Origin of the sequence: Desulfosarcina variabilis str. Montpellier, from assembly GCF_048565275.1 — a bacterium.
GTDB classification, from domain to species: domain Bacteria; phylum Desulfobacterota; class Desulfobacteria; order Desulfobacterales; family Desulfosarcinaceae; genus Desulfosarcina; species Desulfosarcina variabilis.
The window spans coordinates 2,858,933-2,884,594 of sequence record NZ_CP159846.1; the positions used below are offsets into that span (position 1 = coordinate 2,858,933).

Consider the following 25,662-nt stretch of genomic DNA (forward strand, 5'->3'; position numbering starts at 1 on the left):
AGAGAGATCTATGTTGCTGGAAGGAAAAAATGCAATCGTTACCGGAGGATCCCAGGGCATTGGTACCGCAGCATCCCTGATGCTGGCCGAAGAGGGCGCCAATGTCTGCCTGACCTACCGTAGCCATAAGGAAGAGGCCGAGGAAATCGCCAAACAGATCGAGGGCATGGGCCGCAAGGCACTGGCCGTAAAATGCGATATTGCCTCCTTCAAAGAGGCCGAAGCCACGGTCAAGGCTGCTCTGGAGGCTTTTGGCAGAATCGATATTCTGGTCAACAATGCCGGCATGAACTGGGACGGCGTATGCTGGAAAATGACCGAAGAGCAGTGGGATCGTGTTCTTGAAGTCAACCTGAAAGGGTACTTCAACTTCACCCGCCACGTGGCGCCCCTGTTCAAGGATCAGAAGTACGGACGGATCATCAACGTGACCTCCATCAACGGGATGCGCGGCAAGTTCGGGCAGACCAACTACTCGGCCTCCAAGGCCGGCATCATCGGCTACACTAAGGCTGTGGCCAAGGAGCTGGGTGGCTTTGGCGTAACGGTCAACGCTGTGGCGCCGGGGCTCATCGAAACCGCCATGCTCAAACAAAACGAAGCCCGGGACAAAATCATCGATATGGCCATGGCCGAAATCGTATTGAAGCGGGTCGGTCAGCCCGAGGATTTGGCCAATGTCATCGCGTTTTTCGCTTCTGACAAGGCCAAACACGTTACTGGAGAATGTGTCAAAGTCGACGGCGGCCAATATATTTAGCGAGCACTATCCACTGTGTGTCGCAACATATTGTTTCGGGGCCGTTGCCGATTTATTCGTTCTTAAAGGGGGGTTGATCATGGTCATCCATGATCAACCCCCCACAGGACTCGACGGGCAGCGCATTCATCCGCAAACGATTCCACCGGTTATGAACGGACGCCGATACGGTTGACGTGATCCGTTCGCCAACCATCTAAACTAGGAAAAAGGAATTTCCGATGGGAAAAGTAGCTATTATTGGTGTGGGGCAAAGCAAGTTTGTCCGCAAATACCCAGGATCGATCCGTGAACTGGCGTTCGAGGGATTCAAGGAAGCAATCACCGATGCGGGGATTACCGCCAAGGATATTGATGCCTCGGTGTTCTGTTCAGCGCCGGAATATGACAAGCAGCGTTCACCCTCGGCGGTGATTGCTGAATATTTAGGACTTAATCCGCAACCGACCTTTTATGTTGAATCACTCTGCTCATCCTCCAGCACGGGACTCAAGCTGGCCTACAGCATGGTGGCCTCGGGTGTCCACGACTGTGTTGCTGTGATCGGGCTGCAGAAGATGTCCGAAATTTCCTCGGCCGAGTCACAGGAGCGTATGGGACGCGGTGCGGATATTCAGTGGGAAAGTCCCTTCGGTACCATGATGCCGGCCTACTACGCCATGCACGCCCAGGCCCACATGGCCAAATACGGCACCAAACCGGAAGATCTGGCCGCCGTGCGCGTCAAGGCCGCTACCTATGGGCAGATCAATGACCGCGCCGTTTACCGTAAACCCGTGACCCTGGATATGTTTTCCGATCCGGAGAACATGATGGCCAGTCCGGTTTCCTCCCCTTTGCGCGTCGGGGATTGTTGTGCAAACGCCGATGGTACCTCATGCATGATCGTGGCCAATGAAGAAAAAGCCAAACTATTCAGCAAAAAACCGGTCTGGGTCCTGGGCGTGGGGGCAGCCAGCGCCAGCGTCAACCTGACCGGCCGAGACATGCTGCACGGGCTCAAAGCGGCCAAGCAGGCAGCCGACCAGGCTTACAAGATGGCTGGCCTCGGTCCCAAGGATATCGATGTGGCTGAAGTTCACGATTGTTTTACGATTGCTGAAATGCTCGCTTACGAGGCCCTGGGATTTGCCGAGCCGGGCGGTGCCAAGGAACTGATCCAGAGCAAGGAGACCTACAAAGAAGGCAGCATCCCTGTCAACGTAGACGGCGGACTGCTTTCCAAGGGCCATCCCATCGGGGCCACCGGTGGCAGCCAGGTGCGTACGATCGTCCTGCAACTGCGCGGTGAAGCCGGTGATATGCAGGTCAAGGATCCGTCGATCGGGCTGGTACATAACATTGGTGGCGTGGGCATCTATGGCAACGTGACCATTTTTGGCAACGAGTAAACTGGAGGATAAAATGGGCAAAAAACCAGAAGATGTCCGCTTCGCAAAATTTGGCACGGTCAGCTTTACGAAAACGACGCGGGTCAACGATTTTATCGATTACCTGGAAGACGGCAAGGTCATGTACACGCACTGCAAAAAATGCGGCGCTGATTTCTTCCCCCCGCGGGCCGATTGCGAGGGCTGTCTGTCCAGCGATATGGAGTGGCGTGAGGTGAGCGGAACCGGCAAACTGGTCTCTTATAGCCAGCTGAAGTACGCTCCGGTAGGCTTTGACGGCGACCTGCCGTACAGCATCGCGCTCTTGGACTACGGTGATTATCAGGTGTTCGGTCGTCTTGACAGCAGTTTGGGGCCTGCCGACGTGGAAGTCGGTATGGAAATGACCACTGTGGCCAACAAACTTGCTGATGGTCAGATCAACTACGTTTTTAAAAAAGCATAAATGACGGCTAACCGGTCGTTGTCTTGATAAAGGAGTAAAAGCTAAATGGATTTCAAACTTTCCAAAGAACATCAGATGCTGCAAAAGGCCGTCCGCGATTTCTGCAAAAAACAGATCGCGCCCAATGTGGAAGAGTGGGACAAGAACCATTACTTTCCGTACGAAGAAGTCATGAAACCCATGGGTGAGCTGGGATTCTGGGGTACCGTGATCCCCGAGGAATACGGCGGGGAAGACATGGGCTTTCTCGCCGCCATGATCGTGACCGAAGAACTGGCCAGAGTTTGCAGCTCCCTGCGCGTGCAGGTCAACATGCAGGTATTGGGGTGTGCCTTCACGATTCTCCGGTATGGTACCGAGGAAGTGAAGAAAAAATACATCGAAGGCCTGTGTGCCGGCGAGCTGATCGGCGGATTCGGGATCACCGAGCCGGATGCCGGCTCCGACGTCATGGCCATGGCCAGCACGGCGGAAGACAAGGGCGATCACTGGCTGCTCAACGGCAACAAAACCTGGATCTCCAATGCCCAGGTGGCCGACGTCTTGATTTACTATGCCTATACCGATATCGAAGCCGGCTCCAAAGGACTGTCCGCTTTCGTGATCGAGCCCAAAAACTTCAACGGTGTAAAAACCACCGCCTTGGATAAACTGGGGTCCTGGAGCTCACCCACGGGTGAGGTGTTTTTGGATGGCACCAAGGTGCCCAAGGAGAATATCCTGGGCAAACCGGGCGACGGTGCAGGGATCGTTTTCGGTTCCCTGAACCAGACCCGCCTGTCAGCAGCTGCCGGTGCCGTGGGCGTGGCCCAGGCCTGCTTGGACGAGGTCACCAAATACTGTAACGATCGTAAGCAGTTTGGTAAGAAAATCGGGCAGTTCCAGATGAACCAGGACATGATCGCCCAGATGGCCACCGAGATCGATTGCGCCCGCTACTTGGTCTACCGCGCCGCGCTGGAAAAAGACAACGGCAAGCTCCAAAACGGTCTAGATGTGGCCAAGGCCAAATACTTCGCCGGTGAAACGGTCAACAAGTGCGCCAACTACGCCATGCGTATCCTGGGCGCCTACGGTTACTCCACCGAATATCCGATCGCACGGATTTATCGGGATACCCCCACCTACTACATGGTAGAAGGTTCGGCCAACATCTGCAAATGGATCATTGCCCTGGATCAACTGGGCTATCGCAAGGCCAACCGGTAAGCGTGGTTTCCCAATGGTAGAAACGGTTTCGTGGCCGGGGCGAAGTCAATTGCCCGGTGAGTATGCTCCGCTCACCCGGCCGGTCATTCGCCCCTGCCATAGAAACCGAAGGCAGTTTGAAAATACCATTTGAAGTGATTTGTGCGCTCGGGAACCTGACCGGGCGCCACCTGTTTTTACACATATATTCATGACTACCAAGGAATTCCCATGAGACCCTATTTTGAGAAGATGAACTCATTCGGCCGGGAGTTGAACGAAGGCCAGATAAAAAGTAGCGAGCAGAATGTCGATCAGATCAAGGCCGTTGAGGCCGAGGTCCGGGAAACCGTTAAAAAGATTAAGGCTTCAGGGTTTCCTGAAGAGAAGATCAATGCCCGCGGCCAGATGACGGTCTGGCAGCGTATCAATTACTTGATCGATCCGGGAACCTGGTGCCCGCTGCACACCCTGTACAATCCCGAGGGCAACGCCGAAGGCCACACCAATGTTTTTGATGGGATGGCCAAAATTTCCGGTAAATGGTGTATTGTCATCGGTTTCGACAACAAGGTGCTGGCCGGTGCCTGGGTGGCCGGCCAGCCGGATAACATCCTGCGCGTCACCAACCTGTCCAAACGCCTGAATGTGCCCCTGGTGTGGCTGGTCAACTGCAGCGGCGTCAAACTGCCCGAGCAGGAGAAATTCTATGCCAACCGGCGCGGTTCCGGTACCGCCTTTTTCCGACACGCCGAACTGAATCAGATGGGTATACCGATTTTGGCCGGCATTTACGGCACCAACCCGGCCGGCGGCGGTTACCAGGGCATCAGCCCCACGATCCTGTTCGCCCACAAGAACTGCAACATCGCCGTTGGCGGCGGCGGCATCCTCAGCGGTATGTCCCCCAAGGGCTTTTTTGACGAGGAAGGTGCCGAGGCGCTGATCGCAAGCGCCAAGCAGTATAAGGCCAAACCGCCCGGATCAGTGGACATTCACTATGATGAAACCGGATTTTTCCGATACAAGTACGAGGAAGAAACCGGTGTTCTGGACGGCCTTAAAGAGTACATGCGCGATGTGCCGGCCTATCACCCGAAGTATTTTCAGGTGGCCCAGCCCAAGGATCCGGCCTTCAAGGCCGATGATCTGTATCGCCTGGTGCCTTTCAATCAGAAGCAGATGTACAGCTTTGATGAAATCCTGGCGCGCCTGGTGGATGGCAGCGAGCACATGGAATTCCGTCCCGATTACGGCCCTGAAATCTACACCGGCCTGGTCAAGATGGGTGGTTTTCTGGTGGGCTGCATCGGTAACCGCCAGGGCTGGCTGGGAGAAGGCTATCCCGAATACGCCGACTATCCGGGGATCGGCGGCAAACTGTATCGCCAGGGCCTGATCAAAATGAACGAGTTCGTTACCCTTTGCGGTCGTGACCGGGTGCCGATCATCTGGTTCCAGGACACCAGCGGCATTGATGTGGGAGATATTGCTGAAAAGGCCGAACTGCTGGGCTTGGGGCAGAGTCTGATCTACTCGATTCAGAGCACCGATGTCCCCCAGATGCTGGTGGTACTGCGCAAAGGGACGGCGGCGGCCCATTATGTCATGGGCGGTCCCACGGCCAACCGGCACAATGCCTTTACCCTGGGTATCTCCACCACCGAGATCTACGTGATGCACGGTGAGACAGCCGCTGCGGCCAGTTACTCACGGCGTCTGGTCAAGGAGAAAGATGCTGGTCGTTCACTGCAGCCGGTTATCGACAACATGAACAAGATGGCTCAGGAGTACCACGACAATTCAAGGCCGATCTATTGTGCCCAGAAAGGGCTGATCGACGAAGTCGTGCAACTTAATGAGCTGCGCAAATATCTGATGGCTTTTGCCGGCTGTGTTTATCAGAATCCCAAATCGATTTGTCCGCAACACCAGATGTTGCTGCCCAGAAGCATCAAGGGGTAGACTAGTGCATTTGGTTCGAACGGTCAACCGACCGTGTGGATATCATCGAGTAATCATGCGATTGTGTCTCTTTCCGGAGCGCAACGCTAATGCTGTGGATCGCCTTCAATCAAGAGACGCCAAATCATGGTGGTTCCTCCCTTCAGCACCACCTGTCTGCCAAGTGGCACCTCCAACTTTTGTTTGAAGGCGATCCGCCTTTTTTTTTGATTGACCTGGACAGCGTAGTATTTACCGCTTGATGGCCCGAGTCCCTGACTTAACGCCAGACTCGGCGCCTTCATTCAACCATCGATAGGGAGTAGAGATGATCTGATGGAAACGACACTTATTGCTCCGGCAAGTTACACTATATTTGGGATTCCGACGGTTATTTTCTCAGTATTGATTCCGATCCTCGGCGTCGCCGCATTCACCTACATCATGGCCCTGCGAACGGCCCCGCTTGTCAAAGCGGCGCCGGATCTGCGGTTCGACCGCATTCCGCAGCGCCTTGCCAACGTTTTTAAGATCTGGCTGGGCCAGTATCGTCAGCCGCGTTACAAGCAGGCGGGGGTGGTGCACATTATCATCTTCGCCGGTTTCTTGATTTTGAGTATCCGGTCCTGCTCACTGGTAATCATCGGCATCGACCCTGACTTCGTGATGCCTGGTTTTGGCGGGTTTGTGGGGGATATCTACAATTTCCTTAAGGACTACGCGGCCACTGCGGTGCTGATCGCATGTGGTATTGCAGCCTGGCGGCGAGCGGTGGTCAAGCCCGAACGATACAAGGTGCCGGCCAAGTACGGCAAGGATCACACGGCTGAGGCCCTGTTTGTGCTGGGTCTGATTTCGACCCTGATGATTTCCGAGAGCCTGTTCGAGGCCAGCCATGTGGCGGCCAACGCCCAGGCCGGCCTGCATGTAGCGTTCCTGGCCCCTTTAAGCCTGGGCTGGCTGTTCAAGATGGCCCTTTCATCGGCGTCCACTTCGGCATTGCAAGCCATCCACGTGATCGCCTACTACATTCATGACCTGACCTTCTTTTTCTTCCTGTGCTTTTTGCCCCTGGGCAAACACTTTCACGTGATCACCTCGATCTTCAACGTGTTTTTCATGCGCATCGATAAGGGCAACATCAAGCCGGTGCAGCACGGGATCAGCGACGAGCAGCTGGACGACCTGGAATCCTTTGGCGTGAAGAAACTGGAGGATTTTACCTGGAAACACATCCTGGATTTCTACTCCTGCGCGGACTGTGGTCGCTGCTCGGATAACTGTCCGGCCAATGCCGTGGGCCGCCCCCTGTCACCACGGTTCATCTCCATCAAGGGCCGCAACCAGGTGTTCGAGAACTACCCGATCTACCCGTACGGTGCCAAGTTCAAGAAAAGTAAGGACCTGATCGGCACAATTTTTGAGGAGGACGAGATCTGGTCATGTACGACCTGTGGTGCCTGTGAGCAGGAATGTCCCATTGGCATCGAGTATATCGACAAGATCGTGGACCTGCGCCGCGGCATGGTGGACGAGGGCTTGGTTCCCCAGAGCCTGCAGAAACCGCTCAAGGCCCTGGAAAAACGTGGCAATCCCTGGGGCAAGATGGAGAAGAAACGCGCGGACTGGACCAAGGACCTGCCCGAGACCGTCAAGGTCAAAGACCTGTCCAAGGGCAAGGAATCGGCCGAGGCTCTGTACTTTGTGGACAGTATCACCAGCTACGATGACCGTATGCAGGATCTGGGTCGGGCCACAGCGACGATCCTGTCGGCTGCCGGTTCTGATTTCGGTATCCTGGGCAAGAAGGAGAAGGACGCGGGCAACGAGATCCGCCGGTTTGGTGAGGAGATGCTCTTTCAGACCATGAAAGAGATGAACACCGACGCGATCATGGATAGCGGTGTGAAACACATCATCACCGCCGACCCGCATGCCTATAACGTGCTTAAGAACGAATACAAGGATCTGCCGCCGGTGGAGCACATCAGCCAGTTTATCGCGCGCAACGTGAAAAGCGGTGCCCTGCAGCTGACCGGTGTCAATGGGGACAGCGACAAGGTGTATACCTACCACGACCCGTGCTACCTGGGCCGGCACAACGAGGTGTACGATGATCCGCGTTCTGCGCTGGACGCCATTGCCGGCCTGAAGCGGGTGGAGATGGAACGTAGCCGGGATCGCAGTTTTTGCTGCGGCGGCGGCGGGCTGATGCTCTTCTACGAACCGGAAGAGGAACAGCGCATGGGCGTGCTGCGGGTTGAGATGGCCAAAGAAGCCGGTGCCAACGTGATCGTCACGGCCTGTCCGTTCTGTTTGGTCAACATGGAAGATGCCATCAAGGTGGCCGGTCTGGAAGGGGAGATGGAGGCGATTGACCTGTCGGAGCTGATTGCCAGGCACCTGGCATAATTCTGGTTTGAAAATGAACGCATTAATGGATAAAAAATCCCAATAATCAAATGACAAATCCCAAATAAATCCCAATGACCAAATGTCAAATCCCAAACCCGGTTATGCCTTGTTTGAGATTTGAATATTGAGATTTGGGATTTATTTGGAACTTGGTGCTTGGGATTTGGGGTTTTATTTTGAACCAGTTTCGATAAAGACTCACAAGTAAAACTAACCGGAGGAACTATGGAAATTTTAGTATGCGTCAAACGGGTACCCGATACGGCCGAGAACGAGATCGAGGTAAACGGCGACGGTAGCGACATCGAGCGCGACGATCTGGTCTATTCGGTCAACGAATGGGACAACTACGCGGTGGAAGAAGCGATTCAGATCCGCGATAATGTGGGCGGCAGCGTAACGGTCGTGACGGTGGGCGATGACGAGTCCGAAGAAGTGCTGCGCCGTGAGATGGCCATGGGCGCGGACAACGGGATTCTGTTGACCGACGATGCCTTTGAAGGCTCGGACGGCAAGGGCATTGCTACCCTGCTCAAGGCCGCGGTGGAAAAGGGCAAATACGACCTGATCCTGACCGGTGCCCAGGCCGATGACGGCGCGGGCCAGGTGGGCGGTATGCTGGCGGCCATGCTGGACTACCCCTATGCCTCACTGGTCAACAAGGTCGAGGTGGACGGCGACAAACTCAAGGTGGGCCGTGAGATCGAAGGCGGTAACCAGGAGATGAACGAAATTTCCCTGCCTTGTGTCCTGTCGATCCAGACCGGAATCAACGAGCCGCGCTACGTGGGTATCCGCGGTATCCGCAAGGTGGCCTCTGTGGATATTCCCGAGTTGGGTGCCGGTGACCTGGGCGTGGATGCCTCCGCTGTCGGCGAAGCCGGTGCCAAAGTGAAACGCCTGGATTACTTCGTGCCTGAACTGGGCGAGGGCGCCGAGATGCTTGAAGGCAGCACGGAAGAGATCATCGCCAAACTGATCGAACACCTGAAGGCCAAAGGAGGACTGAAATAATGGCTGACATTTACGCATATATTACCCATCATAATGGTGTGGCCGATGATTCGGCCCTGGAACTGATCGTTGCGGCCCAGAAGATCGATGCCGGTGCTGCGGTAACGGCCATCGTGACCGGATCGGGCGCCGAGTTGGACCAGGTGGCCGATGCAGTGGCGGCCACGTATCCCAAAGTCTTGAAATTCGGAAGCGACGCCCTGGCCTATCCCAATGCGGAAGTGGTCAGAAAACTGCTGGTGGGTGTGCTGCCCGCGGATGCCATCGTGCTGGTGCCCCACGACACCTTTGGTATGGACCTGGCCCCGGGCCTGTCGATCAAGCTGGACTCGACCTTTGTGGCCGACGTGGTGGATATCGAAGGCGTGGAAGGCGATGCCCTGAAGGTGATCCGTCAGGAATACTCGGGCATGGTGAGCACGCATGTGCGCTGCGATATCTCATCTGGTGCGGTGGTCAACATCCGCCCGGGGTCTTTTGCGCCGGACGAGAGTAAATCGGCCGGCGGCACCGTGGAAGACAAATCCGGTGACATCGGCGATCTGTCCTGTGGCCGCAAGTTCCTGGAAGTGGTCGAAGCCGAAGTGGGCGATGTGGACATCACCAAAGAGGATGTTCTGGTCTCCGTTGGCCGCGGTATCGAGGACGAAGAGAATATCGAGATCGCCCAGGAACTGGCCGATGCCATGGGCGCGGTGGTCTCCTGCTCGCGTCCCATCGTGGATGCCAAGTGGCTGGAAAAATCCCGTCAGGTGGGAACCAGTGGCCAGACGGTCAAACCCAAGGTGTACATGGCCTGCGGTATCTCCGGCAGCTTCCAGCACATGGGCGGGATCAAGGGTTCCCCGTTTATCGTGGCCATCAACAAGAACGTCAAGGCCCCGATCTTCCAGGTGGCCGACATCGGTATCGAGGCCGACATCCTCGAATTTCTGCCTGAGCTGACTGAAGCGATAGGCGATCTGTAAAATACCTGAATTACCTGAAATACCTAAAATACCCCGCAGGAGGACACCAGAGCCGGCAATATCAAACGCGCTTACGGTAGCCGCAAGACGTCGGCTCTGGCATCTTCCATCTTTAAGGATTGGGAATCTTATCAATGGGTCAACATTGCCCGCGATTTTTCGTGTGGCAATCAAGTTGTTACCCGCCCGTTGATCGGGGTAATCCAGAGTTTTCAAACCGGCCTTAAGATGCTACAAAACGGTTGGCCTACCGCTACCTGGTTATTTGGAAATGGCGCTAGTCGGCGGGCAGAAAATTTATCAGTATTTTAACAGGAGGTTAACATGAAGGATGTCGTTATTGTCAGTGGCGCCCGCACAGCGGTCGGAAATTTTGGTGGATCTTTAAAAGGCACCCGATGCGTGGACATGGGCGCGCTGGTAATAAAAGAGGCGATCAAAAGGGCTGGTTTGCGTCCGACCATCAGCGATGATGTCAAAAAGTGTCGACCCGATACCTTTGGTGATTATGATCGCACCGAAATCAACCAAAAATACTATGACTATGAGGATTCCCTGACGCCCGTTTATTTTGACGAATGCATCATGGGAAACGTTCTGCAGACCGCCCAGGGACAGAACCCGGGCCGTCAGGCAACCATTTACGCCGGACTGCCTGAGGAAACCAATGCCATCACCGTCAACAAAGTGTGCGCTTCTGGAATGAAAGCCATTGTGATTGGCGCGCAGTCCATCATGACCGGTGATGCCGACATCGTGGTTGCCGGTGGAATGGAAAACATGAGCAACGTGCCCTACGCCATCCCGGATAACCGGTGGGGCGGCCGGATGAACATGCCCTTTGGGCAGACCATCGACGTCATGGTCCACGATGGCTTGTATGAGATTTTCAACCAATATCACATGGGCATGACCGCTGAAAACATTGCCAAGCGCTACGATATTAGCCGTGAAGAGCAGGATCAGATCAGCCTGGCCAGCCATCAGCGCGCGATGGCGGCCAATGAAAATGGCACCGCCAAACAAGAAATCGTGCCGGTCATGATTCCTCAGCGTAAAGGCGATCCCAAGGCATTCGATGTTGACGAGCGCCCCATGGAAACCTCCATGGAGAAACTGGGCAAACTAAGACCGGTGTTCGACAAACAGGGTACCGTGACAGCGGGCAATGCATCGGGGATCAACGACGGTGCCGCCGCGGTGGTCATCATGTCGGCGGAAAAAGCTGCCGAGTTGGGGCTCGAGCCGTTGGCCAAAATCAAGGGGTTTGCTTCCGGTGGCGTCGATCCGGCGTATATGGGACTCGGACCGATTCCGGCGACCCGCAAGGTGATGAACCGGCTGGGGCTTTCCATGGCCGATATCGGGTATACCGAATTGAACGAAGCTTTTGCCTGCCAAGCGATTGCCTGTATGCGTGAACTGGGCCTCGACTTTGAGAAATGTAATCATAACGGCAGCGGTATCTCCATCGGACATCCCATTGGTTGTACCGGCGCCCGTATCACCTATGGTCTGGCCATGCAGATGAAGAAATTGGATGTTAAGCTGGGGCTGGCTACCTTGTGTATCGGTGGCGGACAAGGAATGGCCATGGTTCTCGAGCGCCCCTGATTGCTTGATCACCGATAACTTTTGTAAATACATCGTTTATCGATGAATGAAAACCCGGCGGGGGGCCTTGGCGCATTAGGCAAAAACCTCCGCCGGCTTGCATTTGGGCATCCCTTCCGGTCGGGCCATTCGATCCAACGCGACCACGAACCAGACCGACCACCTCGGGGTTCTCTTAATGGAAGCATTGTTTTTCTCCCTGAATGTTGACTGAATATGAAAGGGTAGGCATGATTTAAACTAAGGCTGCAGGCAAAAAAGCCTAACGATTGAAAAGCCAAGGTGCCGTCTATGGATCAGAACACACAATCTAAGGAGATGGAAGCGTTCTTTAACAACCATCGACAAGGCATTATCGACGAGTGGGTCCGGCGACTGCAGTCACAAACCGGATTAAAATACGCCGCACGTCCATTGGAGGAACTCATTGAGACGGTTACGGATGCCTATGATGGTAACTGCGGGGTTTTGCTTTATGGCGATTATTCTTATATTGACGATTTCATCGATAAGATCACCCGATTGAGACTGGACGCAGGGTTTTCCCTTTCCCATGTTCAGATGGCTTTCGAACTCTTTCGCGAGATCGTTATCCCGATGTTTTACCAATCCTTTCCCCTGGATCAATTCCTCGAAGCCACGGTTCGGGTCAACCGCTGCCTGGCCTATACCATCCATCAGTTCAGCGATTATTTCCAGACTGTCCATGAAAAATTGATCCGTGAACACAACCTGCAACTCAAACGGGAAGTCAAGCGGCGAACGGCCGAATTGGCCGAGTCCGAACTGAAATACAAAACCCTGGTCGAGGAGATCAACGACGGGTATGTTGTGGTTCGGGGGGAGAAAATTGTGTTCGCCAATCCGGCTTTTGCCAGGATCCACGGCTGGTCCATGGATGCGGTGATGGGTGCCAAGTTCTACGATTTCGTGGCACCGGAAAGCCGTGACAAAATTATTTCCGTGTACAATCGGGGCATGATCATCGGCAAAAATGTCGCGCCCAAGGCGTTTGAATACATGCGCCTGACCATTGACGGGAAAACCTATCCGACAGAAATCCTTGCCAGAGTCACCCAATACGACAACCATTTGTCAACCATTGCGATCTGCCGGGACATCACCGAGCGGGTGAGAATGGAGAAAAAATTCCGCGAGGCCGAACGCATGGCGACCATCGGGCAGATTACCACATCCTTGTCCCACGAGGTGCGCAACCCGTTGTCGGCCATCAAGCTGAACCTGCAGGTGATCAAGAAAAATGCGATGTTCAAAGGCAATGATGAGCGTCGCATCGACATCTCTGTTCAGGAAGTCAAGCGGTTGGAACGTATTCTTCAGGAATTGCTCGATTTCGCCAAGCCCCTTAATCTTAAATTTCAGCCTGCCGATGTGTATGTGCGCATTTGTCATTGCGCTGAATTGCTGGATGAGAAATTCAAGGAAAAATCCATAACGGTAAAATTCAACCTGGCGCCGGCCATGCCGGAGGTTCCGCTGGATACGGAAAAGTTCCAGCAGGCCATCATGAACCTGTTGCTCAACGCCATCGACGCATCGCCAGCGTCCGGCACGATCCATATTTCCATTGGTATTGCCTGGCGCAATGATCAGCGGTATGCTGCCATTCGCATTCAAGACGAAGGGGCGGGCATCCCACCGGAACTGGTGAAGGAAATCCAAAAGCCGTTTTTTACCACCAAAACCCGTGGCACCGGGCTGGGACTGACCAATACGGAGCGCGTGGTCAGGGATCACGGCGGGTGGCTGGAAATCGGCAACGCCAAAGCGGGCGGGGCCATGTTCGTCCTGATGATACCGGTGGGGGGGGATTGATATGCCCAAGGTGCTGATTATTGATGATGAAGTTTCCATTCTTGAGTCGCTGGAAATGTTTCTCAGCGAGGGGGGCTACACGGTCCGCACCGCAGCTACCGCCAAAGCGGGAAAATCGCTTTTCAAACGGTTTGAACCCGATGTGGTGGTGCTCGATATCCGGCTGCCGGACAGTACGGGGTTTGATGTCCTGTCCTGGCTCAACCGATCGCCCAAACCGCCCAAAGTCATTATGATTACCGCTTTCCACGACATGGAAACGGCCATTACCTCCATGAAAAACGGCGCCTTTGACTATATCCACAAACCCCTGGACGCCGATGAGGTGGAAACCACCATCGAAAAGGCGGTGCGCGCCGTTCAGGCGGAACGTGAGGTCACGGTATCGGGCGACCAGACGGATGCTGTGGAGGAAGATGTCATTATCGGCAAAAGCAAGCCGATTTTGGATGTCTTTAAAACCATCGGTATGCTCTGCCGCAACGATGCCACGGCCCTGATCCTGGGAGAAACCGGCACCGGTAAAGAGCTGATCGCCCGGGTAATCCATAAAAACAGCAAGAACAGCAACGCGCCCTTCATTACCCTGGATTGTTCCGCTGTGGTGGAAACTCTGCTTGAAAGCGAACTTTTCGGGCACGAAAAAGGGGCGTTTACCGGCGCCGATCAAACCAAGCCGGGACAAATCGAGCTGGCCGGCAAGGGCACCCTTTTTTTGGATGAGATCGGCGAACTCTCCTTGGGGATTCAGGGCAAGCTGCTGGGGTTTCTCGAACGGCGTGAGTACCTGCGGGTGGGCGGACAATACCCCCAGCGATCGCAATGCCGCATTTTGGCCGCGACCCATCGGGATTTGAATGCCATGGTCCAGGACGGGAAGTTTCGCAAGGATTTGTATTTCCGGCTCAATGTGGTTACCCTGAATGTCCCTCCACTTTGCGAGCGTCTGGAGGACATTCCTGACCTGGCCCACCATTTTCTCAAAATCATCAGCCAGTCCATGCATAAGCCGTTTCAGCTTCAGGACGGGGCCATGGACATGCTCATGCAGCACCACTTTCCCGGCAACGTCCGTGAGCTGAAAAATATAATCACCGCTGCGGCGGTTCGCTCACCCAGCAATGTTATCCTAAAGGAAGACATTCAACAGGTGTTATCCCTCCATCGCGACAGCACACAAACGCCCGATCCGGCATCCAACCTGGAGAACATCGAGCAGCAGCATATCGAAAGGGTGCTCAAAGCCGTCGGCTGGAACCGCACCCAGGCGGCCCGGCTGCTGGGCATCTCCCTGCCAACGCTGCGCAGCAAGATCCGCAAGTTTGGTATCGATCCGGACGAGCCGTAACGTCGTGAACAAACACGTCATTGGCTGATGCTTAAGATTCGTGCCAGACTTCTCAAACAGGCTCTTATACGAATCGATACCTCATCGTCTTTACCCGGATCCTGCACAATGACAGGATTATTCAATTCCAAGAATTAAGCCCTTGACAATATGGTCTGGTCTGGTCAGACTATATGTAGTCTTTAAGAAAGGGAAGGGGTATTACCATGCAAATCGCCAATATATCAGAGGCTAAAGCACAATTATCCGCACTGGTCGAAAAAGTGATGGCCGGTGAAGAGGTCATTATTGGCAAGGCGGGAAAGCCTGTCGCCCGGCTTGTCAAATATGAAAACAGTACGATTCCAAGGCAACCCGGAGCGTTGAAAGGTAAAATAAAAATTTCAGATGATTTCAATGAACTGCCTGAGGATATAAGGGAGGTATTCGGGATGGATAGCAAATGAATCTTTTGCTCGACACGCATGTCCTCCTGTGGTGGCTGGATGACAATCAGGCACTGTCCGGAACAGGACGAAGTGCGATCTGCGATCCCGACAACCTGATTATCCTGAGTTCCGTGGTGATCTGGGAAATTCGAATTAAACAGGCGCTTGGGAAATTGGAAATTCCACCAGATTTTTTTCAGGTGCTGAAAAATCAAAATTTCGAATTCTTAGCGATAACGGCCAGTCATGCTTGGGCCGTTGGTGATCTTCCCATGCACCACCGGGACCCTTTCGATCGCATGATCATTGCCCAGGCCAAGTTTGAAGGGCTTTGCGTGGTCACCCATGATGCTCAGTTCAAGAACTACAGGGTCCCCATTATTGAAATCTGATCCGTGCCCATCCGGGCCGCGACCCACTGAAATCTAAATGGTATGGTTCAGGAGGGCAAGTTTCGTAAGGATCTGTATTTCAGGCTCAACGTGGTGAACCTGCACGTTCATCCGTTTTGTGAGCGTCTTGAGGTTATTCCTGACCTGCCCCGCCATTTTCTCAAGATCATCAGTCAGTCCATGAACAAGCCGTTTAAGCTCCAGGACGGGGCCATGGACATGCTCATGCAGCACCAATTCCCCGGCAACGTCCGTTGAAAATTCTTTTCTAGCCCTGAAAGTTTCTTTCAGCCCGCCTTGCCTGCCGTCCATTTTCCCCACACATTACCAATCTAAAAAATACAATAGATTACAGTGAATTAAGAAAAATCTAACCGATAAATAAAATTCATTATTAGAAGGCATTTCATTTGCAGTGGTGTATTGCATCAATGCCCCACGGTACCGGAATAGGCTCACTGGAGATGATTTACAATCAAAATGGAGAAGGAGGACCAATGGAAAACGGAACGAGTTTGAAACAGGCTGTTTTTCTGGTGGTATTCGCGGTGTTTACATTGCTGTGTTGGTGCCCCATCGGTTATGGCGCCTACGGTGCGCCGACCTTGATTTTAGGAATGCCCAGCTGGGCGGTCGCCGCCCTGGCGATCGGTGCGGTCATGTTTATGATCGAGTTGGTTTACCTGTTTGGGAGCAAGTTGTCCCTGGACGACGATCAACTGCCCGACATCGTCCAAAGCATCAAATCGGACATTCAATAAACCGCATCTCAACCTTTAAGGAGTGATATATGTTTGCCATCAGCGTAATTACTGCAATCTGCTTAGTTTCGGTTTTTGTTGGCTACCTGGCCTTTCGTCAGGGATACACCCGCACCCCGGACGACTATTTCGTGGCCGGTTCCAGTCTGGGCTACTTTGTTTTGATTTTTAGCTTGCTGGCTTCTTTTTTAAGTGCGTTTTCCATGTTCGGTATGTCCAGCCTGGGCTACCGCACCGGTTTTGGTTCCCTGTTTGTTCTCTCCGTGAACCTCGTTCCGCTGGGGGCGCTGTGGTACTACATGCATCGCAAAACGTTTATCCTGGGCCGGGCCAGAGGCTGGATGTCCATGGGCATGCCCTTTGGTGAACGGTATGGCAACGGCATGCGCGCCGTGATTCCCATCGTCGTACTGCTGGCCTCCATCCCTTACCTGGTGGCCCAGGTGCAGGGCATCGGTGTTATGGTCGAAGCCATCAGCAATAAGGCCATCCCCTATCATGTGGGCATGTTTTTCGTGCCTGTCTTCATCTCCTTATACCTGATCATGGGCGGAATGAAGGGTGCCGCCTGGGTCAATACGGTGCAGGGAGTCTTTTTCTCGATCATGGTGTTTGTGCTCTTCTTTGCCGTCATGGCCAAAAACGGCGGCTTCGTGCCCACCATGGAAATGGTCTTTGAGGCCCATCCGCATCTGTTTGAACTGGGGGCCAAAGGAGGCAAACTGTGGAGCTATCCCATGGTGTTCGGGTTTGCTGCGGCCATGTGCCTGGGCTGCGTTTGCTTTCCCCAACCTTACATGCACGCCTATTCCAGCCGCACTGCCAAGGGCTTCAAGGCCATGGTGCTGAGCTTCGGCGGGATCTGTCTGATCATCATCACCATGCCGACCCTGGTGGGCATCGCCTCCACCGTGATCGTTCCCGGGCTGAAAGGCGTGGATGCGGACAAGGTTTATGGCATCGTGGCCTCCCGCATCCTTCCCGACTGGCTGGCCGCCCTGGCGGTGGCCGGTGGGTTCACGGCGGCCATGTCAACGGTCAACGGCCTGGTCTTCGGCAATGCCACCAACCTGGCCAATGATCTGCTCAAGCTGGTCGCCCCCAATACGGATCAAAAAGGACTGGTCAGTGCGGCGCGCTGGTCGGTGGCCGTAATCATGGCCATCTGCGTGGTCCTCGCCTGGAATCCGAATACCCCGGTGGCGGAGTTGTCCGTGCTTGCCTTCGGCACCGTGGCCGTCACCATATTCCCCCTGTGGGGCGCCTACTTCTGGAAACGTGCCACCGCCGCCGGTGCCATGGCCAGCACCATCGTCGGTTTGGGGCTGAACCTGGTATTCTTTTTCTGGGGCGGCAAGAACATGGTGCTGTTCCCCCAGGCCAATCTTTTCCAGCTCAATGGTTTTCTGGCCGCTTTTCTTGCTACCGGCGTGGTGTTCTTCGTCGTCTGCCTCGTTACCAAACCGGGCAAAGTTGAGGAGAAAAGTCTGGACCTGTTTTTTCATCCCTCACTCAACGGTAATGCCGGTGAAACCATCGATCAGGAATTGGTGAAAGCTTAGTTATTCTCAATGTCAGCGGTTAGCCTTTGGAATGATGCCGCTAATTGCTAACAGCGAACGGCTAATCGCTCAATTTAGATTCTTAAAGTATTCTATCTGACCCGGGCATACACAATACGGGTGCCCCGGATGTTGAAAGGAGTAAGAGAATGGATTTCAATTTAGATTTGCCTGAGAAATTTAATGCAGCCGATTATTTTGTGGATCGCAATATCCGCGAGGGCCGCGCCGACAAGGTGGCAATCCTTTGTGAAGATCGGCAAATGACCTACGGCGAGGTCCAGAAGGGAGTCAACCGGGTCGGTAATGCCCTGAAATCGTTTGATGTCCGGATGGAGGAACGCGTTGCTTTGTTACTCCTGGATAACGAAGTCTATCCCCAGGCCTTTTTCGGGGCCATCAAGATCGGTGCCGTGCCCATCTGCCTCAACACCTTGATGCGGCCCAAAGATTACACATATTTTCTCAACGACAGTCGCGCAAGGGTGCTGTTGGTGGATCAAAGTCTTTTGCCCATCATCGAAGATATCAAGCCGAAATTGATGTTCCTCGAGCATGTGGTTGTTGTTGGTGCCAATGCAGGCCAGGGCAAGGTCACCTTTGATGAATGGGTCGCGGATAAATCCGATGAATTGGACGTGGCGCCGACCACACCCGATGATGCCTGTTTCTGGCTCTACAGTTCAGGCTCCACCGGACTGCCCAAAGGCACGGTGCATCTCCAGCACGATATCGTCTATGCCACTGAAACCTATGGCAAACAGGTGCTAAAGGTCAAGGAAGATGACGTCTGTTTCTCCGCTGCCAAATTGTTTTTTGCATATGGCCTGGGCAACGGACTCTACTTCCCCTTCAGCGTTGGCGCAACAACGGTCTACCATCCGGGACGGCCCACCCCGGATGCCATGTATGCCACGATCGCCAAACATCAGCCGACCATTTTCTTTGCGGTTCCCACCCTTTTTGGCACCATGCTGACCCAAGAGGGGTCTTTAGGGCGCGCGCGGGTGTGTGTCTCGGCTGGTGAAGCCCTGCCGGCAGAGATCCTCAAGCGCTGGAAAGAACGATTCGACGTAGGGATTATGGATGGTATCGGCTCAACGGAAATTTCTCATATTTTTATTTCCAATCGGGTGGATGACATGCGGCCGGGATCGACCGGTAAGCTGGTCCCCGGGTACGAGGCACGGATCGTGGATAACGACTTCAATGATGTGCCCGACGGTGAGATTGGTACGCTGTTGATCAAGGGGGACAGCACGGCGGCCTTTTATTGGAACAAACATGAAAAATCCAAAAACACCATGATCGGTAACTGGATCAACACGGACGACAAATTTTTCCGTGATGAAGACGGGTATTTCTTTTACGTGGGGCGTTCCAACGATATGCTCAAGGTCGGCGGCATCTGGGTTTCTCCCATTGAGGTGGAAGCCTGCATCATGGAGCATGCCAGTGTGCTTGAATGTGCCGTGGTCGGTGCGCCGGATGATGAAAACCTCATCAAGCCCAAGGCCTTCGTGGTTCTTCAAAATGGGGCATCACCAACAGAAGCGTTGTCGGCGGAAATCAAGGCTTACGTTAAAAAGGCCCTGGCCCATTACAAATACCCCCGGTGGATCGAATTCGTGGACGAATTGCCCAAGACCGCCACTGGGAAGATCAAACGGTTCATGTTGCAGGAAAGCGCGACGCAATCCGCCGCATGACACGTTCAGTTTCTGACCATCAATGCCCCCCAATGGAACCTCATTGGGGGGCATTGAGTGCCCATCCAGAAATGGTGAATTTGCCCGATATCTGAAGTAACAAGAGAAAAGGACGGTTGTGATGAAGCAGGGGGCGCCTGAAAAGCCGGCATTACTGATCATTGATATGGTGAAGGATACCTTTGACGAAGCCCATCGTTTGCCGATAACGCCGCTGGCCAAAAAGACAATTGCGCCGATCAACGCGTTGATCGCGGGCTTCCGCAAACAGTCGTGGCCGATTGTGTTTGCCACCGATGCCTACCACGAGACCGATTTTATATTCAAGGGGCGCATGAAACCCCACTCTTTGGTCGGCACCGTGGGGGCCGAAGTGATTGACGAACTGGATCGCCAAGCCGAAGATCGATGGTTGCCCAAGCCCAAGTTCTCGGCTTTTTTTGAAACGGATCTTAACGCATGGTTGAAAGAAAGGGGCGTAACGCTTTGTGCCGTGGGCGGGGTGGCGACGAATTTCTGTGTGCTGGCAACGCTTCTGGATGCAATCTGTTACGATTTCAAGGCGGTGCTGTTAGAAGACTGCAGTGCGACCTGGTCAACCGAGATGCATGAGCAGATTCTGAACAACTATCGCCGCAACCCATTGGATCCATTGTTTCGCGTGCTTGATTCGCATAAGTTTGCCGATGCCATGGGGATGGGGTGAGAGGCGACGTTTCTGGATGAACACTAACTATTGTGACCGCAGGCATCAGAGGAGCGGAGCATGTCCGCGAAAGCGGCTGGCAATAGGCGAGGGGTAGGGGCGAAAAATTTTTCGCCCCTTTCGAAAACAAAAAGTTAACCCACCTTGAGAATCATGGCTGCGCCGGTGTCGCCGGCGGCGCAACCGGTAAACAGCATATAGCCGCCGCCCAGCATGGCGACTTCCTCAATGCCTTCGATGATGCAACGGCCGGCAGTGGGGGCCTGGGGATGACCGAAGATCATGGAGGAGCCGTAGTTGTTGAAGCTCATCACATCTAGGTTCATTTCCTTGGCCATGTAGATGTCGTTGGCGGCAAAGGGGTTGTGGGTCTTGATGGCTTTCATTTCCTCGACCTTGAGGCCGGCTTTCTCAAGCGCCATGTTGGCTGCGGGAACCGGCGCGATGGCCATGTGCGCTTTCTTGACCCGCGAGTACCCATAGGAGATGATCTGAATTTCAATGTCCGGATTAGTACTGAGCTGCTTGGCATGTTCGCGGTCGGTGACCACGAAGGCGCAGTTGCCGTCCGCCGGATGAGTCTGGGCACCGAAGGTGTGAACGCCATTGGGCAATACCGGACGCAGGCCCGCCAGCCCTTCGGCCGTGGAGGCCGTGATGCCTTCGTCCGCATCGAAGTTGATTGTTTTTTTCTTGGACACTTTGACTTCGATGGGGAACATATAGCGTTTCTGGAAGGCCCGGTCGTCCTTCAGCGCATCCATGTACTGCTCGTAGCGGCGCAGGGCAACCTGATCGCATTCCTCGCGGGTGACGCCGGACAGCGCGGCCACGTTTTCGGCGGTCTGAATCATGGCCTGTTTGCCCCAGGGGTCGTAGTTGAAGTGTTCCATCATCCAGTTTTCCGAAACCACCTGTCCGCCAGGACCTTTGGGGTTGGGCCAGATGGTGTGGGGACCGTTGGAGCAACGGTCGGAAAATAGACAGTAGATGTTTTTGCAATAGTCGTTTTCAAGCGCCATGGCGGCCTGGTACAGGCCGGTCGTGGAGGTGGAACAAGCCTGGCTGAGCGTAACGCCGGGACTGTCCTCGGCACCGATCATGGCAGCGGACCATGGCGATGCATAAAACACCTTGGGCTGACCAATGGTAATACCGAAGATGACATAGTCGAAGCTTTTTGCATCCCAGGATTTGCTGTCAATCCATCGCTTTGATGTTTCGGCACCCAGAACAATGGAATTTTCGTTGGCCAGGCTGCCCTGCCATCTGGCAAACGGCGAGCTGTAATATCCGCCATAAGGAATGAATGCTTTACTGAACATAAGTACGATCCCCCTTTTTTCAGTTCGAGTGTTGATGTTTCATATGATGAAATAGATATCATCCTTATATGTAACCAATTACATTTTTTGTCAAGCCTAATTCAGACCTGTTCTTCTTCAGCAAGCTGTCATTATCGTCTGTTCGTTATTCTTCGATAATGAATCCCGATAAGTTCATTAATGCGAATGAGGAGTTGACTAATCGTTAAAAAAATATTGGCCGATGGCCCCTTGTTCGTGTGGCGACAAAGGGGCCACACGACTTTAATCAACTACTACCAGGGGCGTCCAACCGGAAAAATGACTCGCCAATGAATGATTGGATCGGAACAGGGGGATCAGTACATCTTTGGTTGCCTAAAAGCCTGCTTGTTATCGGACCCGATCCAGACTTCTCAAACAAGCTCTAAGACGCACCGGCCGGCCGCTTGGGTGCGGGTGCTTGTTTGAAATCGCTGGATCAGGTCACTTTTAAGAAAAGGTTTTCTTCTTCAGCGACGCCTGGACAGCGGATTCAAACAAGCACCGGGTAGATCATGTTGATGGTTATAAATGAATCAATCAGCCGGCTTTTGGCTCGGCTTCGTCCCTCAGGGTGCGTTTAAGGATCTTGCCGGTGGCGCTTTTGGGCAGTTCCTCAACAAACTCGACCTTGCTGGGGACTTTGTAGGCGGCCATATTCTCACGACAGTAAGCGACGATCTCGTCACTGGTGGCTGTTTCGCCGTCCTTGAGAACGATGGAGGCGCAAACCGCCTCGCCTTTTTCCGGGTGGGGGATGCCGTAAACGGCGAGTTCTTTGATCGCCGGGTGCTGATAGAGGTAATGCTCGACTTCGGCGGGCCAGATTTTAAAACCGGCCGCGTTGATCATGTCCTTGACACGGTCGACAATGTAGACGTAGCCGTCTTCATCCTTTTTGCCGATATCGCCTGAATGCAGCCATCCGTTGCGCAGGGCTTTGGCCGTTTCTTCGGGTTTGTTCCAGTATCCTTTCATCACCCCGGGCCCTTTGATGCAGATTTCGCCCCATTCTCCCGCTGCAACTTCACTGTCGAATTCATCCATGATTTTAATTTCAATGTTTTCGCAAGGGGTGCCAATACTTCCGAACTTATGGAAATAATCGTGATTGTAGCAGGCAAACGGCGAGGATTCGGTCAGGCCATAGCCTTCGTGGATGGTGCGACCGAACTTTTCCTTCCACTTTTTGCTGATTTCCTCAGGCATGGTGGCGGCAGCGGAGAAATCGTAGCGGATGGATGACAGATCATATGCCGACAGATCCATGTTGAGCAGGTTGATGAAGATGGTCGGCACGGCGAAAGACATGGTTACGCGGTGATTTTGGAAGGCCTTGAGTACATCCTCGGGTACGAACCGCCGGAACAGGACCAGGGTCGCGCAGGAGTTGAAGGTGCCGTTCATGATGAAGTTTTGGCCGAACACATGGAAAAGGGGCAAGAACAAAGACATGCGATCGTCCGCGGTAAACCCGGCATGATGGGCGGCGGTGTAGGAGTTGGAGACCACATTCCCGTGGGTCAGGGTCGCGCCCTTGGGAAATCCCGTGGTACCGGATGTATAAAGGATGACGGCGGTTTCTTCACGATCCAGATCCACAGCCTTGACCGATTCGGACGCATCGGCCACCCAGGTGTCGATGGTGGGGTTGCCTTTCGCATCTCCTTCGCAGACAAGCACATGTTGCAGATCCGGATAGTCTTCGCGGTTTACGTTGACGAGCAATTCACCCACGGTGCAAAGCATTACGGAGCCGGAGTCATTGAGCAGATATTTGAGTTCGGCGGATTTGAGCATCGGGTTGACCGACACGGCAACCGCACCGATTTTCAGGGAGGCAATATAGCACACAACGAATTCGGGAATATTGGGCAAGTACAGGGCCACGCGATCACCCTGTTTGACGCCTTTTTTTTGCATGGTATCGGCCAATCGGCCGGCCTGGCTGTCTAACTGACCATAGGTAATTTCGCGGTCTTCAAAAATGATTGCTGGTTTATCCGGGAAAATCCTTGCAGCCTGTTCAACATTCTGAGTTACGTTCATTTAGTTCCTCCTCGTGTCTTAAGGTGGTAAGCAGTCACTTCAAAAAGGTGATACGCAGTTACTTCAAAGTTTAAAATACACAGCAAAGTCCGTGCCGTAAATCAATAAAAATATAATATGTTATAATTATACATAATACGTAAAATGAAGATGATTTACCCTGCGGGGGAATGTTACTTTTGGTAACATGCGGGTTGTCCGCAACTCACCAGTGTGGTCTAAATATAATAAAAAATCTTATGAAAACGAATGATTGTAAAATATGTTACGAAAAGAAACGGTTTATCGTTCAAGGGAAGCGGGAAGCTTGATTTCACCTTCGGCCAGGGCCGGCGGATAGACGATTACCCGTCGACCAGGTTTCTGCCATTGAATCAGGCAAGCGACCGCCGCGTTCTCAGGCGACGTACCGAAAATCACCTGATGCCCCTTATTGAAATCCATCCGTCCCATGGCACCCGAATGGTTACCCTTTTCAAGGGCCAAAACAAGCTGATCCGGATCGAGACTGCCGGTTTTTTCAATGGCCCGGGCCAGCAGATACACGGCCTCGTAGGTGGGCGCCGGTCCATGGCCGGCCTCAATTTGCCTGCCATAGCGCCGGCTGAAGGCGTTATAGAAACGTGTCGCCGGCGGAAATTTTTTCGAGGGAATATTGCCCAGTTCAAAAATGATATTGAGCGCCCCACTGATTTGGCCGTTAAAATGGTTCCATGCGCCAGGACCCATCATGGGGGAGATAAAGCCGCACAGCAGCCCCGGGGTCTGCCGGGTTTTCCATTGGATCACCAGCTGCCCGCTGTGAGGTGTATCGAAAATAGGCAATATCACCTGAGCACCTTTTTGGGTGGCTTCCTGCAACCCCGTACCAAAATCAATCGTTTCATAAGGGTAGTGACGGATGCCCAGTATTTCCCATCCGCCTCGCTTGAAATACAATTTAAGGATCAGCGACGCGGTACTGCGCGCCCAGGCCACATCCTGGATCATCAAATACACCCGTTGAAAATCGTAGCGCTTTTTTAAAAAGCGCATGGATCCGATAAGTGCGTCGGCCAGGTAGCGGGTGTTCAATCCGGTTCTGAAAAGGAATCGGTATGCCGGGGTATTTAGCACCTTGGACTCCATGGCCGGGGTCATGGCAATCGTTTCGATCATGGGAATCTGGTGCTTGGCAATCACATCCATTGCAGGTAAAAGGACTTCTGATCGAAACGGACCGATCAACACCGCCCGGACGGGCCGGGTGTTAAGAAACGTTTCAAGCTGCTTAAGGGCGGTTTCGGCATTTACCTGGGGCGCGGCATCCTTGAGATCGAGGATTTCAATTTTTAGCGGAACGGCTTGGCTGTTGAGCCTGACGCCGCCGCCTTGATTAATTTCCTCAACCGCCAGTTGGGCGGCCATGAGACTTTCCCTGCCTTCCAGGGTCGTGGTTGACGTGGCCACGCCGATGACCACCGGCGTTTGTGCATCCGATACGGGGACCATCCCTACCAGGAGGATGATCAAAAGGGCCGTCCAACGAATAACCTGCCGGGCGCGAAGCCGATTCAGCGAGCGGTGGCGGGGGGCGCTGGACAGGGCAATCCCATGCAGATTTTGCAGGTTGCCTTGCTTTTCGAAATCAGAGTGTCCATGAATGTCAAATGCCCAATGAAAAATGAAAATGTCAAATGGTGGTATTCTATCTATCGATTGCCCTGGGGCATGGGAGCCGGTTGTTGACATGAGGGGCATGGTTTTCCTATTATTTTTTTATTTCAGACCACTGTCATGGGATCCA

The 25,662-nt window shown here is 53.6% G+C and carries 20 protein-coding genes and 1 pseudogene; 18 read left to right on the plus strand and 3 right to left on the minus strand.

What is annotated here, in order from left to right; translation table 11 throughout:
* Positions 1–10 precede the first annotated feature (10 nt).
* The 18 genes and pseudogenes from Dvar_RS12805 (at position 11) to Dvar_RS12890 (ending at position 20,481) form a co-directional block, all read left to right on the plus strand.
* Positions 11–760 carry an SDR family NAD(P)-dependent oxidoreductase gene (locus Dvar_RS12805; RefSeq protein WP_419662095.1) on the plus strand — a complete coding sequence of 250 codons (750 nt, stop codon included), beginning with the start codon at positions 11–13 and terminating at the stop codon, positions 758–760.
* 221 nt (positions 761–981) lie between these two features.
* The gene (locus Dvar_RS12810; protein WP_419662096.1) at positions 982–2,151 is read left to right on the plus strand and encodes a thiolase C-terminal domain-containing protein; all 1,170 of its coding nucleotides are present in this window, start codon (positions 982–984) and stop codon (positions 2,149–2,151) included.
* A gap of 13 nt (positions 2,152–2,164) precedes the next feature.
* Entirely contained in the window at positions 2,165–2,596 is a 432-nt protein-coding gene (locus Dvar_RS12815; RefSeq protein WP_419662097.1) for a Zn-ribbon domain-containing OB-fold protein, read from the plus strand.
* A gap of 45 nt (positions 2,597–2,641) precedes the next feature.
* On the plus strand, positions 2,642–3,805 hold the full coding sequence (gene acd / locus Dvar_RS12820; RefSeq protein WP_419662098.1) for a glutaryl-CoA dehydrogenase Acd: 1,164 nt from the start codon (positions 2,642–2,644) through the stop codon (positions 3,803–3,805).
* A 210-nt stretch (positions 3,806–4,015) separates the two neighbouring features.
* On the plus strand, positions 4,016–5,749 hold the full coding sequence (locus Dvar_RS12825; protein WP_419662099.1) for an acyl-CoA carboxylase subunit beta: 1,734 nt from the start codon (positions 4,016–4,018) through the stop codon (positions 5,747–5,749).
* Positions 5,750–6,064: 315 nt separating this feature from the next.
* On the plus strand, positions 6,065–8,140 hold the full coding sequence (locus Dvar_RS12830; protein WP_419662100.1) for a (Fe-S)-binding protein: 2,076 nt from the start codon (positions 6,065–6,067) through the stop codon (positions 8,138–8,140).
* 228 nt (positions 8,141–8,368) lie between these two features.
* Positions 8,369–9,157: an electron transfer flavoprotein subunit beta/FixA family protein gene (locus tag Dvar_RS12835; RefSeq protein WP_419657053.1), complete on the plus strand. Its 789-nt coding sequence runs from the start codon at positions 8,369–8,371 to the stop codon at positions 9,155–9,157.
* The gene (locus Dvar_RS12840; RefSeq protein ID WP_419657052.1) at positions 9,157–10,125 is read left to right on the plus strand and encodes an electron transfer flavoprotein subunit alpha/FixB family protein; all 969 of its coding nucleotides are present in this window, start codon (positions 9,157–9,159) and stop codon (positions 10,123–10,125) included. The genes Dvar_RS12835 and Dvar_RS12840 overlap by 1 nt, the downstream gene beginning before the upstream one ends.
* A gap of 324 nt (positions 10,126–10,449) precedes the next feature.
* Positions 10,450–11,739 carry an acetyl-CoA C-acetyltransferase gene (locus tag Dvar_RS12845; RefSeq protein WP_419662101.1) on the plus strand — a complete coding sequence of 430 codons (1,290 nt, stop codon included), beginning with the start codon at positions 10,450–10,452 and terminating at the stop codon, positions 11,737–11,739.
* Positions 11,740–12,030: 291 nt separating this feature from the next.
* A complete protein-coding gene (locus Dvar_RS12850) occupies positions 12,031–13,575 on the plus strand; it encodes an ATP-binding protein (protein ID WP_419662102.1) in 1,545 nt (514 codons plus the stop codon).
* A gap of 1 nt (position 13,576) precedes the next feature.
* Complete coding sequence (locus tag Dvar_RS12855; RefSeq protein ID WP_419662103.1) at positions 13,577–14,923, plus strand: sigma-54-dependent transcriptional regulator; 1,347 nt, start codon at positions 13,577–13,579, stop codon at positions 14,921–14,923.
* A 206-nt stretch (positions 14,924–15,129) separates the two neighbouring features.
* On the plus strand, positions 15,130–15,369 hold the full coding sequence (locus Dvar_RS12860; protein ID WP_419662104.1) for a type II toxin-antitoxin system Phd/YefM family antitoxin: 240 nt from the start codon (positions 15,130–15,132) through the stop codon (positions 15,367–15,369).
* The gene (locus tag Dvar_RS12865) at positions 15,366–15,743 is read left to right on the plus strand and encodes a type II toxin-antitoxin system VapC family toxin (protein WP_419662105.1); all 378 of its coding nucleotides are present in this window, start codon (positions 15,366–15,368) and stop codon (positions 15,741–15,743) included. Before Dvar_RS12860 ends, Dvar_RS12865 begins: the two co-directional genes overlap by 4 nt.
* Positions 15,744–15,782: 39 nt before the next feature.
* Positions 15,783–16,001: pseudogene (locus Dvar_RS12870) on the plus strand (hypothetical protein); the annotation flags it as partial.
* Positions 16,002–16,240: 239 nt separating this feature from the next.
* Positions 16,241–16,504 carry a DUF997 domain-containing protein gene (locus Dvar_RS12875; protein WP_419662106.1) on the plus strand — a complete coding sequence of 88 codons (264 nt, stop codon included), beginning with the start codon at positions 16,241–16,243 and terminating at the stop codon, positions 16,502–16,504.
* A 29-nt stretch (positions 16,505–16,533) separates the two neighbouring features.
* The gene (locus Dvar_RS12880) at positions 16,534–18,066 is read left to right on the plus strand and encodes a sodium:solute symporter family protein (protein ID WP_419662107.1); all 1,533 of its coding nucleotides are present in this window, start codon (positions 16,534–16,536) and stop codon (positions 18,064–18,066) included.
* A 149-nt stretch (positions 18,067–18,215) separates the two neighbouring features.
* Positions 18,216–19,775 carry a benzoate-CoA ligase family protein gene (locus tag Dvar_RS12885; protein WP_419662108.1) on the plus strand — a complete coding sequence of 520 codons (1,560 nt, stop codon included), beginning with the start codon at positions 18,216–18,218 and terminating at the stop codon, positions 19,773–19,775.
* Between the two features lie 121 nt (positions 19,776–19,896).
* Positions 19,897–20,481 carry a cysteine hydrolase family protein gene (locus Dvar_RS12890; protein WP_419662109.1) on the plus strand — a complete coding sequence of 195 codons (585 nt, stop codon included), beginning with the start codon at positions 19,897–19,899 and terminating at the stop codon, positions 20,479–20,481.
* Positions 20,482–20,615: 134 nt separating this feature from the next.
* On the opposite strand, the gene Dvar_RS12895 is transcribed toward Dvar_RS12890, so the two are convergent.
* The 3 genes from Dvar_RS12895 to Dvar_RS12905 all read right to left on the minus strand — a co-directional run bounded on the left by Dvar_RS12895 (position 20,616) and on the right by Dvar_RS12905 (position 25,607).
* On the minus strand, positions 20,616–21,806 hold the full coding sequence (locus tag Dvar_RS12895) for a thiolase family protein (protein ID WP_419662110.1): 1,191 nt from the start codon (positions 21,804–21,806) through the stop codon (positions 20,616–20,618).
* A gap of 561 nt (positions 21,807–22,367) precedes the next feature.
* The gene (locus tag Dvar_RS12900) at positions 22,368–23,876 is read right to left on the minus strand and encodes a class I adenylate-forming enzyme family protein (RefSeq protein ID WP_419662111.1); all 1,509 of its coding nucleotides are present in this window, start codon (positions 23,874–23,876) and stop codon (positions 22,368–22,370) included.
* Between the two features lie 282 nt (positions 23,877–24,158).
* Positions 24,159–25,607: an ABC transporter substrate-binding protein gene (locus Dvar_RS12905; RefSeq protein ID WP_419662112.1), complete on the minus strand. Its 1,449-nt coding sequence runs from the start codon at positions 25,605–25,607 to the stop codon at positions 24,159–24,161.
* Positions 25,608–25,662 lie beyond the last annotated feature (55 nt).

Coding starts and splice junctions, on each gene's coding strand:
- Dvar_RS12805 (WP_419662095.1), top strand. CDS start 11: ATGTTGCTGGAAGGAAAAAATGCAATCGTTACCGGAGGATCCCAGGGC.
- Dvar_RS12810 (WP_419662096.1), top strand. CDS start 982: ATGGGAAAAGTAGCTATTATTGGTGTGGGGCAAAGCAAGTTTGTCCGC.
- Dvar_RS12815 (WP_419662097.1), top strand. CDS start 2,165: ATGGGCAAAAAACCAGAAGATGTCCGCTTCGCAAAATTTGGCACGGTC.
- acd (WP_419662098.1), top strand. CDS start 2,642: ATGGATTTCAAACTTTCCAAAGAACATCAGATGCTGCAAAAGGCCGTC.
- Dvar_RS12825 (WP_419662099.1), top strand. CDS start 4,016: ATGAGACCCTATTTTGAGAAGATGAACTCATTCGGCCGGGAGTTGAAC.
- Dvar_RS12830 (WP_419662100.1), top strand. CDS start 6,065: ATGGAAACGACACTTATTGCTCCGGCAAGTTACACTATATTTGGGATT.
- Dvar_RS12835 (WP_419657053.1), top strand. CDS start 8,369: ATGGAAATTTTAGTATGCGTCAAACGGGTACCCGATACGGCCGAGAAC.
- Dvar_RS12840 (WP_419657052.1), top strand. CDS start 9,157: ATGGCTGACATTTACGCATATATTACCCATCATAATGGTGTGGCCGAT.
- Dvar_RS12845 (WP_419662101.1), top strand. CDS start 10,450: ATGAAGGATGTCGTTATTGTCAGTGGCGCCCGCACAGCGGTCGGAAAT.
- Dvar_RS12850 (WP_419662102.1), top strand. CDS start 12,031: ATGGATCAGAACACACAATCTAAGGAGATGGAAGCGTTCTTTAACAAC.
- Dvar_RS12855 (WP_419662103.1), top strand. CDS start 13,577: ATGCCCAAGGTGCTGATTATTGATGATGAAGTTTCCATTCTTGAGTCG.
- Dvar_RS12860 (WP_419662104.1), top strand. CDS start 15,130: ATGCAAATCGCCAATATATCAGAGGCTAAAGCACAATTATCCGCACTG.
- Dvar_RS12865 (WP_419662105.1), top strand. CDS start 15,366: ATGAATCTTTTGCTCGACACGCATGTCCTCCTGTGGTGGCTGGATGAC.
- Dvar_RS12875 (WP_419662106.1), top strand. CDS start 16,241: ATGGAAAACGGAACGAGTTTGAAACAGGCTGTTTTTCTGGTGGTATTC.
- Dvar_RS12880 (WP_419662107.1), top strand. CDS start 16,534: ATGTTTGCCATCAGCGTAATTACTGCAATCTGCTTAGTTTCGGTTTTT.
- Dvar_RS12885 (WP_419662108.1), top strand. CDS start 18,216: ATGGATTTCAATTTAGATTTGCCTGAGAAATTTAATGCAGCCGATTAT.
- Dvar_RS12890 (WP_419662109.1), top strand. CDS start 19,897: ATGAAGCAGGGGGCGCCTGAAAAGCCGGCATTACTGATCATTGATATG.
- Dvar_RS12895 (WP_419662110.1), bottom strand. CDS start 21,806: ATGTTCAGTAAAGCATTCATTCCTTATGGCGGATATTACAGCTCGCCG.
- Dvar_RS12900 (WP_419662111.1), bottom strand. CDS start 23,876: ATGAACGTAACTCAGAATGTTGAACAGGCTGCAAGGATTTTCCCGGAT.
- Dvar_RS12905 (WP_419662112.1), bottom strand. CDS start 25,607: ATGTCAACAACCGGCTCCCATGCCCCAGGGCAATCGATAGATAGAATA.